Genomic DNA, 12,704 nt, shown 5'->3' with positions numbered 1-12,704 from the left:
CCGTTCGTCAGATCCCCACGTCCCACAGGACGTGATCATCAACGAACAAGATCCACTTTCGCAACAGACCCTAGGCGAGCCGGCGCTTGAGGTACCGGCTGAGCGGGGTCTCGTCCGGATTGCGGGCCCGCGGGGCGGGTGAGCTCCCCCGACCGACAGCCATCGCCCTTGAGCGCCGGAGAGCTTCCCTGTCGCGATGAGCGCTCACGAGCGCTCATGAGCCCGAAGATCGCCGCGATCGCGGACGCGGGACTCTCCCCCGACACGAGCTTCCTGCTTCACGAGGGTCATCCGTTGCACGGTCCTCGCCCGCTCCCCTTCCGCCCGGATCCCATCAATGAATAAGTGACCTGCGTCACACCACGTCACAGCCGTCGCCCGCCCGGTGTCCTGTGCTCGAACCCCTGAAGGGGGCCGGCCCGGGAGAGATCCGGGGCTCGGCCCGGGACGAAGGAGACGACGCCATGGGCGGGAACACCGAAGTGGTCGTGATCGGCGGCGGGTACGCCGGCGTCATGGCGGCCAACCGGCTCAGCGGACGCGCGGACGTGGACGTGACGGTGGTCAACCCCCGCCCGACCTTCGTCCCCCGGCTCCGCCTCCACCAGCTGGTCGGCGGCAGCCACCCGGCGGTCGTCCGGTACGAGGAGGTCCTGGCGGAGCGCGTCCGGCTCGTCGTGGACTCCGTGGCCCGGATCGACGCCCACGCGCGCGTGGTCACCCTGGAGTCGGGCGCCACGGTCGGATACGACCGGCTCGTCTACGCCGTCGGCTCCACCGGCGCCCGCCCGGACGTCCCCGGCGTCGCCGACCACGCCCACCACGTCGCCGAGCTGGAATCGGCCGAGCGGCTCCGCGCCGCCGTCGCGGAACTGCCCGCCGGGGCCCCGGTCACCGTCGTCGGCGCCGGCCCGACCGGCATCGAGACGGCCGCCGAGATCGCCGAGGGCGGCCGCCCGGTCACGCTGGTCTGCGGAGGCGTCCTCGGCCCGTACCTGCACCCCAGGGCGCGGCGCTCGGCCGCCCGCCGGTTCGCCGCCCTCGGGGTCGCCGTGCTCGACGGCCCCGGCACGAAGGTGACCGAGGTCACGGCGGAGGAGGTCCGGCTCGCCGACGGCCGCGTGGTGCCCGGCGGGCTCACCGTCTGGACCGCCGGCTTCGGCGTCCCGGACCTGGCGGCGCGCAGCGGACTGCGCACCGACGCCGTCGGACGCCTGCTCACCGACGAGACGCTCACCGGCGTGGACGACGAGCGGATCGTCGCGGCCGGGGACTGCGCGGCCCCCTCGGACCTGCCGTTCCGGATGAGCGCCTACGTGGCCGGCTGCCTCGGCGCGCACGCGGCCGACACGGTGCTGGCCCGGATCGACGGCCGCCGCCCCGAGCCGGTGGACGTGGCGTTCCACGCGATGTGCCTCAGCTTCGGCCGGCGCACGGCGATCTTCCAGATCGCCCACAAGGACGACCGGGCGATGGGAATCTACGTCGGCGGACGCGCGGGGGCGAAGCTCAAGGAACTCGCCTGCGCGTTCAGCGTCAAGCACCTGACCGAAGAGGCCCGCAAACCCGGTGCGCACTCCTGGCCCAAGGACGGCAAGGCCCGGCCCCGGCGGCTGCGGGAGCGCGCGGTCCGCACGACGGACACCTCCGGGCACGCGGTCTGATCCGGCGGAACGGGAACGGGGAGACGGAGACATGAGCGGCGAGCACACCACGGACCCGGCGACCGAGACCTTCGTCGCCCACCGGAACCTGCTGTTCACGGTGGCGTACGAGATGCTCGGCTCGGCCGCCGACGCCGAGGACGTCCTCCAGGAGACCTGGCTGCGCTGGACCGGCGTGGACCCGGCGCAGGTCCGCGACCAGCGGGCGTACCTGGTCCGCATCACCACCCGCCAGGCCCTCAACCGCCTGCGGACCGTGCAGCGGCGGCGGGAGGCGTACGTCGGGCAGTGGCTGCCCGAGCCGCTGCTCACCGCGCCCGATGTCGCCGAGGACGTCGAGCTGTCCGAGTCGGTGTCGATGGCGATGATGCTGGTCCTGGAGACGCTCACGCCGACCGAGCGGGCCGTCTTCGTGCTCCGCGAGGTCTTCGAGGTGGGGTACGAGGAGATCGCGGCGGCCGTCGGCAAGACGCCGGCCGCCGTCCGCCAGATCGCCCACCGGGCCCGCAAGCACGTCGACGCCCGGCGGCCCCGCACCACGGTGTCGGCCCGGGAGGCGCGGGCGGTCGTGGATTCCTTCCGGCGGGCCCTGGAGACCCGCGACCCACAGGACTTCCTGGCCCTGCTCGCCCCCGACGTCGTCCTCGTCAGCGACGGCGGCGGGATCAAGCGGGCCGCGCTCCGGCCGGTCGTCGGCGCCGACAAGGTCACCCGCTTCTACCTGGGCGGCACCCACAAGCACGACGTCACGGTCACCACCGAGCCCACGGTCGTCAACGGCGCCCCGGCGCTCGCCGTGCGCATCGACGGCGAGCTGGACGGCGTGATGGCGCTGCGCGTCGAGGACGGCCTGATCAGCGGCCTCTACTACGTCCGCAACCCCGAGAAGCTCTCCCACGTCCTCGCCGAGACCTCCCTCACCCTCCGCTGAGGCCCGCCCCCCAGCACCGGTAAGGACCCGGAGATGCCCGCACGGACCACCCCCGCGACCACGAGCCCCCGCCCCGCCTTCCACCGGACCGTCAGGGCCGCGCTCGGACTCCAGACGCTGGCCCTGTTCTTCCAGGCGGGCACCGCCGGAGCCCTGCTCGTCTCCCCGACGGGCGCGCTCCTGCACGACGCCGGCTCGCGGGTGATGTACGGCGCCTCGATGCTGTACGTGGTGGCCGCAGTGGTGGCCTGGCGGCCGGGCGGCGCCGGCCCCCGGCCGATCCTGTACGCCTCCGGGCTCCTCGTCCTCGCCTCGGTCCAGGTCGTCCTGGGCATCGCCCACCTGCCGGCGCTCCATGTGCCGCTGGGCGTCGCGATGGTGGTCCTCAGCACCCTGGACCTCGCCCGTGTCCTGACGGGCCCCGCGGGAGCGAGAGGGGCGAGGTCGCGCGGGGAGGCGCCCCGGCCCGCCTGACCCGCTCGACGCGAAAAAGCCCCTCCTGCCGGTGTTTCCGCCGGCAGGAGGGGCTTTTTCCTCGGGTGGAGCCTAGGGGAGTCGAACCCCTGACATCTGCCATGCAAAGACAGCGCTCTACCAACTGAGCTAAGGCCCCGGAACGAGGACAGCGTACCGGTTCTCCCCCGGTGCCGGGCAAAAGGAGGGGACTCCCGGTGAACGACCACGCTCCGTAAGATGCTGACCGGGGTTCGCAGTGGCGAACCAAGGGATGGGGAGAAGTGATGGACGCAGCGCAGCAGGAAGCCACGGCAAGAGCCAGAGAGCTTCAGCGCAGTTGGTACGGAGAGCCGCTGGGGGCGCTCTTCCGTCGGCTGATCGACGATCTCGGGCTCAACCAGGCCCGGCTGGCCGCCGTGCTCGGTCTCTCCGCGCCCATGCTGTCCCAGCTGATGAGCGGCCAGCGCGCCAAGATCGGCAACCCGGCCGTGGTCCAGCGCGTCCAGGCCCTCCAGGAGCTCGCCGTGCAGGTCGCCGACGGCAGCGTCAGCGCCGCCGAGGCCACCGACCGCATGGACGAGATCAAGAAGTCCCAGGGCGGCTCGGTCCTGACCGCCGCCGGCAGCGGCCAGTCCGTCAACGGCTCGGGCGCCCCCACCGTGCGCCGCGTGGTCCGCGAGATCCAGTCGCTGTTGCGCTCCGTGGCCGCCGCCGGGGACATCATCGACGCCGCCGACTCCCTCGCCCCGGCCCACCCGGAACTGGCAGAGTTCCTCCGGGTGTACGGAGCCGGGCGCACCGCGGACGCGGTCGCCCACTACGAGTCGCACCAGAACTGACACGGCACACGCACGACGGACGACGGACGGGGAGCGGCGCAGCGCGATGGGTGAGGTCTTCGCCGGCAGGTACGAGCTGATCGACCCGATCGGGCGGGGCGGGGCCGGCGCGGTCTGGCGCGCCTGGGACCACCGCCGCCGCCGCTACGTGGCGGCCAAGGTGCTCCAGCAGAGCGACGCGCACACCCTGCTGCGCTTCGTCCGCGAGCAGGCGCTGCGGATCGACCACCCGCACGTCCTCGCCCCGGCCAGCTGGGCCGCCGACGACGACAAGGTCCTCTTCACGATGGACCTGATCGCCGGCGGCTCGCTCGCCCACGTCATCGGCGACTACGGACCGCTGCCGCCCCGCTATGTGTGCACCCTCCTCGACCAGCTGCTCTCGGGTCTGGCGACGGTGCACGCCGAGGGCGTCGTCCACCGGGACATCAAGCCGGCCAACATCCTGATGGAGGCCACCGGCACGGGCCGTCCGCACCTGCGCCTGTCGGACTTCGGCATCTCCATGCGCAAGGGCGAACCCCGGCTCACCGAGACCAACTACGTGGTGGGCACGCCGGGTTACTTCGCTCCGGAGCAACTCCTCGGCGCCGAACCCGACTTCACGGCCGACCTGTACGCCGTCGGGCTCGTCGGGCTCTATCTGCTGCACGGCACCCGGCCGGACTCGCAGGCCCTCGTGGAGCACTTCCTGGCCCATGGCACCCCGCCGGCGCCGGAGAGCGTCCCCGAGCCGCTGTGGCAGGTCCTGGCCGGGCTGCTGCAGCCCGATCCGCAGGCCCGCTTCCGGACGGCCACGGGTGCGCGGAAGGCGCTGAACGCCGCCGTGGAGATGCTGCCCGAGCCCGCGGCCGGCGAGGAGCCGGTGGAGATCCTCGACCAGCTCGGCCCGCTGCCGGCCGGCTTCGGCCCCGAGGGCCCGCTCGCCCGCCCGGCCCAGGACGCCCCGCCGGTCCCGGCGGCCCCGCCGGTCCCGGCGGCAGGCGCGCCCGGCCCCGTACCGCCCGCGCCTGCCCCGCAGGCGTACCGGCAGACCTACCCCCAGCCGGCCCCGCAGCCGTACCGGCCGGTGCCCGCCGCCTCCGAGACGGGCAGCTTCCACCTGCCCCCGCCGGTCGCCCGGCCCGCTCCGTACACCGCGGCGAACCCGTACACCGCCCCGACCGTCCCGGCTCCCACGCCGGCGCGGACGGTCCCCGTACGGCGGCCGGGGCCGCCCCCGAAGGTGGCGGTCCCGGTGCTGCTGCTCGCGCTGGTGTCGCTGGCGGTCGGCTTCTGGGCCCTGACCCGGGTGTAGGCCGCGTCCGGGGTCAGGGGGCCGCTCTGCGGGCCAGCAGCGTCCAGGCGCCGAGGCCGACGAGCAGGACGGTGCCGAGGCCCAGGCCGCCCGCCGCGACGACGGCCATCGTCGGGTCGTCGGCGGCCTCCGCGCCCGTCGCGCCGCTCGCCGCGGCGTCCCGGTCGTCGGTGGTCACCTGGAAGATGCCCGGGTCCCCGGCGTAGTCGGGGCCGGGCTGCTTCGCCCCGGTCACGTCGACCCGCAGGATCAGCGGCAGGGGCTGGTCCCCGTACTCCTCGGCGATCTCCGGGCTGAGGGTGACGCTGAGGTAGTACCAGCCGGCGAACCGCATGCCGTTGGTGCCGTCGTCGTACGCCGAGCGGTTCTTGTGGTCGACCGGCCGCAGCGGGTCGAGGGCGACCCGGGCCGGGTCGCCGCTGTAGCTCTGCGTCTTGAGGTCGACGTGACCGCGCGCGGGGTTGACGAGGCCGAGCGCGAGCGCGCTGCCGACCAGGTCGTCGCCGGCGTCGCTGCTGCCCAGCTCGGCGGTGGTGAAGAGCTGCTGGCCCCAGTCGACCGGCACCCGCCAGAAGAGGGTCTGGCCGGGCCGGATGTCCGCCCGCCACTCGCCCTTCTCCAGGGAGACGGCGTCGTGCAGGCCGTTCCCGCCCTGCCGCCTCTTCTGCTCGGCGGCGACCGGCGCGGGCGTCCCGGAGGGCCAGGACTCGGGCAGCTTGTCCGGCCCGTTCTTCTTCAGCAGCGGCTCGGTGACGTGCTGGAGCTCCAGCTCCCAGTCGTCCGGGGAGGAGGCGGCGTCCGACTCCCGCTCGACGACCACGTAGTACGTACCGGCCTCCTGGCAGCCGGAGGCGTCCGGGTCGACGGTCCGGCGCGCGTAGGCGGCCAGCGGCCGCACGTGGTCGCCGGCCCCGAAGTTGACGTCCTGGTAGCCGCACTCGATGCCGGTGCCGTCCTGGACGGAGATCCGGAAGCCGTCGCCGTACGCGGCCTTGCCGCCCGGCTCGGGCACGGCCACGGCGGAGACGTACGTGTTCTTCGACGTGTCGAGGTTGAGCCGGTAGTAGAGCTTGCCGTCCTTCTTCAGGGTGTCCCGGTACGTCCGGCCCGGCTCCAGCGGCTGGGCGTCGGCGCTCGTGCCGGCGCCCGCGATCCGCTGTGCCGAGGGGTCGAAGGAGTACGGGGGCAGGGGGGCCGACCCGTCCGCCCACGCGGGCAGCGCGGTGACCGTGCCGACCGCGGCGGCGGCCGTCAGGAGCGCCGCGACCTTCCGCGCCCGGGCCGCGGTCCTCCCCCGACGCCCGGACCGGCGCCCGGCCCCGTTCCCGGTCGTGGCCCCCGCCTGCCTGCTCACGCGCTTCTCCTCGTCGTGTCCGTCACCGCGCCCCGCCGCCGGCCGCCGGGGCCGTCGTGCCGGACCATCCTGCCCCGCCGGCGGCTCCGGTGTCCGCACCGGGGCCGGATTGATCCGGGCCGCGCACGATCACACGCCCACCACGCATCTTTGCAAGAGCAAGTCATTTGTTCACTTGCGTGAATCCGGAGGAACGCCGAAGGTCCCGGCCGCGCGCGAGGCGCGGCCGGGACCTTCGGACTTCAGATGGGGTGGGTCTCAGACACCGGAACCGGACGGCACGGAGTCGGTCGCCTCCGTCCACAGGTCCTGCTCGGCGCGATCCGCCTGGATCTGGCGGTACACGAGGAGCCCGCCGATGGCGGCCAGTGCGACCAGGAGCAGCTTCTTCACCGCGCGACCTCGTCTTTCGTTGACGTAGGAGACTTCTGACGCCCACTCTACACATCGACCGATACCGATCGGTGACCTGTGCGAGCGCCAAACCTCACACAACGAGATCGACCCGGACGGAGGAACCGTCCGGGTCGATCTCTTCTGTGGGGCTAACAGGATTTGAACCTGTGGCCTCATCCTTATCAGGGATGCGCTCTAACCAACTGAGCTATAGCCCCGCCGCGCTTCGCGGGTTCGTTCCCCGTCGCGCTGACTCCTGAACATTAGCGCACGTGGGGGCCAGTCCCAAAATCGTCCGGAGCCGGAGGCTCCCGAGGACGCGCGGACCGGCCCCCTCGCGTGCTACTCGTCCTCGGCCAGCGTCAGCTCGACGCCGCCGACGAAGCCGGCGGACAGGTTGTAGATGAACGCGCCGAGGGTCGCCAGGGCCGTCATCAGGACCACGTCGATCACCGCGATCACCGAGGTGAACATCAGGACCCGCGGCAGCGACAGGAAGGACTGCAGGTCGAAGCCGTTGGACTCGTTCGAGCCCGTGGCCTCGCTGATCGTCCCGCCGACCGTCGAGAAGACGCCCATGGCGTCCATGACCATCCACAGCACCGCCGCCGCGACGACCGTGCAGATGCCCAGCGCGATGGAGAGCAGGAAGCTCACCTTCATCACCGACCACGGGTCGGCCTTCGCCACCCGCAGCCGCGCCTTGCGGGTGCGGGGCGTGGTCCGTGCCCCGGTCCGCGGCCGGCGCACGCCGCCCGCGGCCCCGCCGCGCGCCTGACCGCCCTGTGTCGGGGCGCCATAGGCCTGCGGCGGGTGGTACGGGCCCTGCTGCTGCCCGCCCTGCCGCTCGCCGGGCAGCGGCCCGCTGTAGGCCTCGTAGGGGGGCTGCTGCCCCCGTCCGTCCGTCACCGCACCCCCCTGGGAGTCCGTGGCCGAGCCACGGGCGCCGTACGCGCCGGCACCTGCAGAAGCTCCGGCAGCCGCCGAACCGGCGCCCGTGGCTCCACTCACGCTCTACTCCTCGTGATCCCCGGTCGCAGGCTCCATGCCCTCGACCGATCCCTCGGCCTCGACTGCCTCGACGGCACCCTCGGCGTCGACGACGTCCTCGCCGTCCTCGTCCTCGCTGCCGGCCTCGGCGTTGCGTGCGATGCCGACGACGGCATCGCGCTTGCCCAGGTTGATCAGCTGGACGCCCATGGTGTCACGGCCGGTCTCCCTGACTTCGTTGACTCGCGTACGAATCACACCGCCGGAGAGCGTGATGGCGAGGATCTCGTCGGTCTCCTCGACCACCAGCGCGCCCACGAGCGAGCCGCGGTCCTCCACGATCTTGGCGGCCTTGATGCCGAGGCCGCCGCGGCCCTGGACGCGGTACTCGTCGACGGGGGTGCGCTTCGCGTACCCGCCGTCCGTCGCGGTGAAGACGAACGTACCGGGCCGGACGACATTCATCGAGAGCAGTTCGTCGTCGGCGCGGAAACTCATGCCCTTGACACCCGAAGTGGCGCGTCCCATCGGACGCAGCGCGTCGTCCGTGGCGGTGAAGCGGATCGACTGCGCCTTCTTCGAGATCAGCAGCAGGTCGTCCTCGGCGGATGCCAGCTCGGCGCCGATCAGCTCGTCGTCGCCGCCGTCTTCCCGCTCCCGCAGGTTGATGGCGATGACACCGCCGGAACGCGGCGAGTCGTAGTCCTTCAGCGCGGTCTTCTTCACCAGGCCGGAACGGGTCGCGAGGACCAGGTACGGCGCGGCCTCGTAGTCGCGGATCGCCAGGATCTGGGCGATCTGCTCGTCCGGCTGGAAGGCCAGCAGGTTGGCCACGTGCTGGCCGCGGGCGTCCCGGCCGGCGTCCGGCAGCTCGTACGCCTTGACCCGGTAGACCCGGCCCTTGTTGGTGAAGAAGAGCAGCCAGTGGTGGGTGGTGGAGACGAAGAAGTGGTCGACGATGTCGTCCTGCTTCAGCTTCGTCCCGCGCACGCCCTTGCCGCCGCGCTTCTGCGAGCGGTAGTCCTCGGTCTTCGTCCGCTTGACGTAGCCGCCACGCGTGATCGTGACGACGATGTCCTCCTCGGCGATGAGGTCCTCGATGGACATGTCGCCGTCGAAGGGCACCAGCTTGGAGCGCCGGTCGTCGCCGAACTTCTCGACGATCGCGGTCAGCTCCTCGCTGACGATGCCCCGCTGCTTCTCCGGGGAGGCGAGGATCGCGTTGTACTCGTTGATCTTCGCCTGGAGCTCGTCGTGCTCGGCGACGATCTTCTGGCGCTCCAGGGCGGCGAGCCGGCGGAGCTGCATCTCCAGGATCGCGTTGGCCTGGATCTCGTCGATCCGGAGGAGGGTCATCAGGCCCTCGCGGGCGATCTCGACCGTCTGGCTGCGCCGGATGAGGGCGATGACCTCGTCGATCGCGTCCAGCGCCTTGAGGAGGCCGCGCAGGATGTGGGCGCGCTCCTCGGCCTTGCGCAGCCGGAACTTCGTCCGGCGGACGATGACCTCGATCTGGTGCGTCACCCAGTGGCGGATGAACGCGTCGAGCGAGAGGGTGCGCGGCACGCCGTCGACGAGCGCCAGCATGTTGGCGCCGAAGTTCGTCTGGAGGTCGGTGTGCTTGTACAGGTTGTTGAGGACGACCTTGGCGACCGCGTCGCGCTTGAGCACGATGACCAGGCGCTGGCCGGTCCGGGACGAGGTCTCGTCGCGGACGTCGGCGATGCCGCCGATCTTGCCGTCCTTCACCAGGTCGGCGATCTTCTGAGCGAGGTTGTCCGGGTTGACCTGGTAGGGCAGCTCGGTGACCACCAGGCACTGGCGGTTCTGGATCTCCTCGACCTCGACGACCGCGCGCATCGTGATGGAGCCGCGACCGGTGCGGTACGCCTCCTCGATGCCCTTGCGGCCGACGACGAGCGCGCCGGTGGGGAAGTCGGGGCCCTTGATCCGCTCGATGAGCGCGTCGAGGAGCTCCTCGTGGCCGGCCTCCGGGTGGGCCAGGTACCACAGGGCGCCCTCGGCGACCTCGCGGAGGTTGTGCGGCGGGATGTTGGTCGCCATGCCGACCGCGATGCCGGCGGAGCCGTTGACCAGCAGGTTCGGGAAGCGCGCCGGGAGGACCGTCGGCTCCTGGTTGCGGCCGTCGTAGTTGTCCTGGAAGTCGACGGTCTCCTCGTCGATGTCCCGGACCATCTCCATCGACAGCGGCGCCATCTTGCACTCGGTGTAGCGCATGGCGGCGGCCGGGTCGTTGCCCGGGGAGCCGAAGTTGCCGTTGGAGTCGACGAGCGGCATCCGCATCGACCAGGGCTGGGCGAGGCGGACGAGCGCGTCGTAGATCGAGGTGTCGCCGTGCGGGTGGTACGTGCCCATGACGTCGCCGACGACGCGGGCGCACTTGTAGAAGCCCTTCTCGGGCCGGTAGCCGCCGTCGTACATCGCGTACAGCACGCGCCGGTGGACGGGCTTGAGGCCGTCCCGGACGTCGGGCAGCGCGCGGGACACGATGACGGACATCGCGTAGTCGAGGTACGAGCGCTGCATCTCGGTCTCGAGCCCGACGGGCTCGATCCGCAGCTGCGGGCCCTCTTCTTCTTCGGTGGTCACAGGGGGGTTCTCGTCGGCCATTGCTGGTCGTCGGTCCTTTCGTACGGTCAGCTGAGGCCGACTCAGATGTCGAGGAAGCGAACGTCCTTGGCGTTGCGCTGGATGAACGAACGGCGCGCCTCGACGTCCTCGCCCATCAGCACCGAGAACAGGTCGTCGGCCTGCGCGGCGTCGTCCAGGGTGACCTGGCCGAGGACGCGGTGCTCGACGTCCATGGTGGTGACGCGCAGCTCCTCGGCGTTCATCTCGCCGAGGCCCTTGAAGCGCTGGATCGAGTCGTCCTTGATCCGCTTGCCGTTCCGCTTGCCCAGCTCGACGAGCGCGTCGCGCTCGCGGTCCGAGTAGGCGTACTCGAAGTCCTCCCGGCCCCACTTGATCTTGTAGAGCGGCGGGCGGGAGAGGTACACGTGCCCGTGCTCGATCAGCGGCCGCATGAAGCGGAAGAGGAAGGTGAGCAGCAGGGTGTTGATGTGCTGGCCGTCGACGTCGGCGTCCGCCATCAGGATGATCTTGTGATAGCGGAGCTTCTCGATGTCGAAGTCCTCGTGGACCCCGGTGCCGAAGGCCGAGATCAGCGCCTGGACCTCGGTGTTCTGGAGGATCTTGTCGATCCGGGCCTTCTCGACGTTCAGGATCTTGCCGCGGATCGGCAGGATGGCCTGGTACATCGGGTTCCGGCCGGACTTGGCGGAGCCGCCGGCGGAGTCGCCCTCGACGATGAAGATCTCGCACTTGGTGGGGTCGTTCGACTGGCAGTCGGAGAGCTTGCCCGGGAGGGAGGCCGACTCCAGGAGGCCCTTGCGGCGGGTGAGGTCGCGGGCCTTGCGGGCGGCCACGCGCGCGGTGGCGGCGGTGATGCCCTTGCGGATGATGTCCGCGGCCTCGTTCGGGTTGCGGTCGAACCAGTCCGTCAGGTGCTCGTGGACGACCTTCTGGACGAAGGTCTTCGCCTCGGTGTTGCCGAGCTTCGTCTTGGTCTGGCCCTCGAACTGCGGCTCACCGATCTTGATCGAGATGATCGCCGTCAGGCCCTCGCGGATGTCGTCGCCCGTGAGGTTGTCGTCCTTCTCGCGGAGCAGCTTCTTCTCGCGCGCGTACTTGTTGACGAGCGTCGTCAGCGCGGCGCGGAAGCCCTCCTCGTGGGTACCGCCCTCATGGGTGTGGATCGTGTTCGCGAAGGAGTACACGCCCTCGCTGTACGACGAGTTCCACTGCATCGCGATCTCGGCGGAGAGCAGGCGCTCCTTGTCCTCGGCCTCGATGTCGATGACGGTCGGGTTGATCAGCTCGCCCTTGCGCGAGTTGAGGTACTTCACGAAGTCGACGATGCCGCCCTCGTAGTGGTACGTCACCGTGCGCGCGGCCGGCTCGGCGGCGGCCTCGGCGTCCGGGTCGTCGGCGCCGACCGTGGCCTTGGCGGACTCGCGCTCGTCGGTGAGCGTGATCGTCAGGCCCTTGTTGAGGAAGGCCATCTCCTGGAAGCGGCGGGAGAGCGTCTCGAAGGAGTACTCGACCGTCTCGAAGATGTCCGGGTCGGCCCAGAACGTGACCGAGGTGCCGGTCTCGTCGGTCTCCTCGTGCTGCGCGAGGGGCGCGGTGGGGGCGCCCATCTTGTAGTCCTGCGTCCAGCGGTGGCCGTCCGTCCTGATCTCGACGGAGACCTTCGTGGACAGGGCGTTCACGACCGAGACGCCGACGCCGTGCAGACCGCCGGAGACGGCGTAGCCGCCGCCGCCGAACTTTCCGCCCGCGTGGAGGACCGTCAGCACGACCTCGACGGCCGGCTTGCCCTCGGACTCGACGATGCCGACGGGGATGCCGCGGCCGTTGTCGACGACGCGGACGCCGCCGTCGGCCAGGATCGTCACGTCGATGGTGTCCGCGTGACCGGCCAGGGCTTCGTCGACCGAGTTGTCGACGACCTCCTGCACCATGTGGTGCAGGCCGCGCTCTCCGGTCGAGCCGATGTACATGCCGGGGCGCTTGCGCACCGCATCCAGGCCCTCGAGGACCTGGATGTTGCTGGCGGTGTACTGAGTGTTCTCGTTGGGGTTGCCGGAATCGGCCACGAAGCGCCCTTTCTGGCACAGCACAGGCCGTGCTCCGGGCATAGGGGAGCCGGCTGCGTCGTTCGACAGTTCCGCAGTGTGGCGGGATTGTCTTCCAG

At 71.3% G+C, this 12,704-nt stretch carries 10 protein-coding genes and 2 tRNA genes; 5 read left to right on the top strand and 7 right to left on the bottom strand.

What is annotated here, in order from left to right; translation table 11 throughout:
* Positions 1-464 precede the first annotated feature (464 nt).
* From IE245_RS30695 to IE245_RS30685, 3 genes are read left to right on the top strand one after another with little or no spacing between them, the layout of a single operon-like run.
* Positions 465-1,664, top strand: coding sequence for an NAD(P)/FAD-dependent oxidoreductase (locus IE245_RS30695; protein WP_189953504.1), 1,200 nt, complete (start codon positions 465-467; stop codon positions 1,662-1,664).
* A 31-nt stretch (positions 1,665-1,695) separates the two neighbouring features.
* Positions 1,696-2,595: an RNA polymerase sigma-70 factor gene (locus IE245_RS30690; RefSeq protein ID WP_189953502.1), complete on the top strand. Its 900-nt coding sequence runs from the start codon at positions 1,696-1,698 to the stop codon at positions 2,593-2,595.
* 33 nt (positions 2,596-2,628) lie between these two features.
* Complete coding sequence (locus IE245_RS30685) at positions 2,629-3,069, top strand: hypothetical protein (protein WP_189953500.1); 441 nt, start codon at positions 2,629-2,631, stop codon at positions 3,067-3,069.
* A 66-nt stretch (positions 3,070-3,135) separates the two neighbouring features.
* Here the strand turns inward: IE245_RS30685 and IE245_RS30680 are convergent.
* Positions 3,136-3,208 (bottom strand) — tRNA-Ala (locus IE245_RS30680).
* Positions 3,209-3,335: 127 nt separating this feature from the next.
* On the opposite strand from IE245_RS30680, the gene IE245_RS30675 reads away from it, so the two are divergent.
* Together IE245_RS30675 and IE245_RS30670 are read left to right on the top strand one after the other, a co-directional pair.
* Positions 3,336-3,890, top strand: a complete 555-nt coding sequence (locus IE245_RS30675) for a helix-turn-helix domain-containing protein (RefSeq protein ID WP_189953498.1) — start codon at positions 3,336-3,338, stop codon at positions 3,888-3,890.
* 46 nt (positions 3,891-3,936) lie between these two features.
* Positions 3,937-5,187: a serine/threonine-protein kinase gene (locus IE245_RS30670; RefSeq protein ID WP_189953497.1), complete on the top strand. Its 1,251-nt coding sequence runs from the start codon at positions 3,937-3,939 to the stop codon at positions 5,185-5,187.
* Between the two features lie 13 nt (positions 5,188-5,200).
* Here the strand turns inward: IE245_RS30670 and IE245_RS30665 are convergent, their stop codons facing one another.
* The 6 genes from IE245_RS30665 to gyrB all read right to left on the bottom strand — a co-directional run bounded on the left by IE245_RS30665 (position 5,201) and on the right by gyrB (position 12,630).
* Positions 5,201-6,541, bottom strand: coding sequence for a hypothetical protein (locus tag IE245_RS30665; protein ID WP_229851703.1), 1,341 nt, complete (start codon positions 6,539-6,541; stop codon positions 5,201-5,203).
* Between the two features lie 258 nt (positions 6,542-6,799).
* Positions 6,800-6,934 (bottom strand): DLW-39 family protein, encoded by a 135-nt coding sequence (locus IE245_RS30660; protein ID WP_208809277.1) that lies wholly within the window; start codon positions 6,932-6,934, stop codon positions 6,800-6,802.
* A gap of 147 nt (positions 6,935-7,081) precedes the next feature.
* A tRNA-Ile gene (locus IE245_RS30655) sits at positions 7,082-7,155 on the bottom strand.
* A gap of 124 nt (positions 7,156-7,279) precedes the next feature.
* On the bottom strand, positions 7,280-7,846 hold the full coding sequence (locus IE245_RS30650; RefSeq protein ID WP_189953495.1) for a DUF3566 domain-containing protein: 567 nt from the start codon (positions 7,844-7,846) through the stop codon (positions 7,280-7,282).
* Positions 7,847-7,951: 105 nt separating this feature from the next.
* Positions 7,952-10,558: a DNA gyrase subunit A gene (gene gyrA, locus IE245_RS30645; protein ID WP_189953493.1), complete on the bottom strand. Its 2,607-nt coding sequence runs from the start codon at positions 10,556-10,558 to the stop codon at positions 7,952-7,954.
* Between the two features lie 41 nt (positions 10,559-10,599).
* The gene (gyrB, locus tag IE245_RS30640) at positions 10,600-12,630 is read right to left on the bottom strand and encodes a DNA topoisomerase (ATP-hydrolyzing) subunit B (protein WP_189953492.1); all 2,031 of its coding nucleotides are present in this window, start codon (positions 12,628-12,630) and stop codon (positions 10,600-10,602) included.
* Positions 12,631-12,704 lie beyond the last annotated feature (74 nt).

The sequence above is a fragment of the Streptomyces roseolus genome, from assembly GCF_014649855.1.
Taxonomy (GTDB): domain Bacteria; phylum Actinomycetota; class Actinomycetes; order Streptomycetales; family Streptomycetaceae; genus Streptomyces; species Streptomyces roseolus.
This window is presented reverse-complemented; position numbering and strand designations above follow the sequence as displayed.

Coding starts and splice junctions, on each gene's coding strand:
- IE245_RS30695 (WP_189953504.1), top strand. CDS start 465: ATGGGCGGGAACACCGAAGTGGTCGTGATCGGCGGCGGGTACGCCGGC.
- IE245_RS30690 (WP_189953502.1), top strand. CDS start 1,696: ATGAGCGGCGAGCACACCACGGACCCGGCGACCGAGACCTTCGTCGCC.
- IE245_RS30685 (WP_189953500.1), top strand. CDS start 2,629: ATGCCCGCACGGACCACCCCCGCGACCACGAGCCCCCGCCCCGCCTTC.
- IE245_RS30675 (WP_189953498.1), top strand. CDS start 3,336: ATGGACGCAGCGCAGCAGGAAGCCACGGCAAGAGCCAGAGAGCTTCAG.
- gyrA (WP_189953493.1), bottom strand. CDS start 10,558: ATGGCCGACGAGAACCCCCCTGTGACCACCGAAGAAGAAGAGGGCCCG.
- IE245_RS30670 (WP_189953497.1), top strand. CDS start 3,937: ATGGGTGAGGTCTTCGCCGGCAGGTACGAGCTGATCGACCCGATCGGG.